Annotated in this window: 1 protein-coding gene and 1 pseudogene; one reads left to right on the forward strand and one right to left on the reverse strand. The window is 40.7% G+C overall.

What is annotated here, in order from left to right; all coding sequences use genetic code 11:
* Nucleotides 1–443: 443 nt before the first annotated feature.
* Nucleotides 444–1,346 carry a hypothetical protein gene (locus PX482_RS11580; RefSeq protein ID WP_288023999.1) on the reverse strand — a complete coding sequence of 301 codons (903 nt, stop codon included), beginning with the start codon at nt 1,344–1,346 and terminating at the stop codon, nt 444–446.
* Between the two features lie 177 nt (nt 1,347–1,523).
* Between PX482_RS11580 and PX482_RS11585 the strand changes: the two are divergent.
* A pseudogene (locus PX482_RS11585) lies at nt 1,524–1,735 on the forward strand (photosystem II q(b) protein); the annotation flags it as partial.

The raw sequence follows: 1,735 nt of genomic DNA on the forward strand, positions 1-1,735 counted from the left end.
AACCCTTATATAGAAAGGCATTTAGCGATTTTTGTCAATTGTTTTTTATCTAGAGCGAACTAATCAATTAAGTCTCTTGCCAGATAAGGATTTAGTCGATTTATGCCCCCCTATCGAACCATAACAAGTAACGAAGAGCCAAAATCTTCACTTTTTGAGTCTATTCTAATTCATCTGTAGAGATTTAAGAGAATATAATCACCACAAAATCAACACCATTGCTTGGTAAATAATCGCATTTTATCACAATTTTTGCTAATTCGTTGACTCCATATTTTCTTTTAAAAGCCGCTAAAGTAGCTTGTACTAACGCTAAACCATAAGCATCTTTTCAGGTCTATCGCAATTCTTCATCTGTTAAATAATATCCTCCCGTTTTCCGCCGGTTATTGCTTCTTTGAAGCTGTTTAAGCTAAGACGTATTTTAACCCAGCTTAATTAATTTATTCAGAGATGAATCGTCTGATTAAATCTTCCCGTGAAGACTCCAACAAAAGGCGACTAGACTCCATCGGTGATAACTTAAGCAACTCATCAATAACTTTTATTAAAGACTCATCCAATTCTCCAAACCTCACTTGCATTAAATTTTCAATAATTTGTCGTTGTCCTTGTTGAAGTCCTTGTTGAAGTCCTTCCCGTTTAGTCGCCTCTTTCCACTCTAAATAAGATTGAGATAAAGCCATAAATACCTCCCTATCTTCTGATTCTAAAAGATTGTTAATTTCAACACTCACACGCCAACTAATCAATAATTCCATGACATTTTGACGGAAGGAATCGCCAGAAGGCAACTCAAGCAACTCTCTCACCGCTTGGCTTTGGGTTTTCCCCCGTCCCAACAATCTTAACAGTAAAGTGTCTGGGGTAATAGGTAACTGATTAATCGCTATAATTGCCGTTCGGTGAGAGGGAGATAAAAAGTCAATCCCTTCTGTCCAGTTTTCTAGTTCTAATTTAGCATCAAAACTCTCTAGGATCTGGAAACTAATAGAAGTAGCCAAAATCCATAATTTAGGTAAGTCATCCTCGTTTAACTCAGTTTTTTCCCGTTTCCCTTTCCGTTGAAGTTCAGCGAAAATCGAAAACAGTTTTAAGATACAGTTGCGAATTTCCGTTCGATTGGGAGCATTGCGAAAAGGCTCAAGCAAAGTGCTTGTTGTCACCATTTGCCCTAAAAGACCCAAAGATTGAGCATTTCCCCGCATATTAGGGTGAGGAGAGAAGAAAATATCCACCTGACGGGTTTCATCCGCCACCTCTTTGCTGACTTCCACCTTTCCCAGGGGAGACAGCAATTCTTCTAGGTATTGTTTGGCAAATTGGTCGTGAGGTTGTCGAGTCATGTCTTCAATCTTAGATCAGAAAAGACCCGACCGCACCCGACCCATTTCATAACCCCAGCTTATCAATACTATAAGTAACAATAGTTTCAAACCCCTTTACAAACCGTTACAAAGTCCTTAAGATAGAGACATCATCAATCAATCGTACCTCGATAACTTAATAGGAATCATAAACCAATGACCACCACTCTACAACAGCGCGAAAGCGCTTCCCTGTGGGAGCAGTTCTGCCAGTGGATCACCAGCACCAACAACCGTCTTTATGTCGGCTGGTTCGGTGTCATCATGATCCCCACCCTGCTCACCGCCACCACCTGCTTCATCATCGCCTTTATCGCCGCTCCTCCCGTAGATATCGACGGTATCCGCGAGCCTGTAGCCGGTTCTCT

It is taken from the genome of Microcystis sp. M53602_WE12, from assembly GCF_030065455.1.
GTDB lineage: Bacteria > Cyanobacteriota > Cyanobacteriia > Cyanobacteriales > Microcystaceae > Microcystis > Microcystis aeruginosa.

Excerpts from the sequence above, each read along its gene's own strand:
- PX482_RS11580 (WP_288023999.1), bottom strand. The coding sequence starts at position 1,346 with ATGACTCGACAACCTCACGACCAATTTGCCAAACAATACCTAGAAGAA.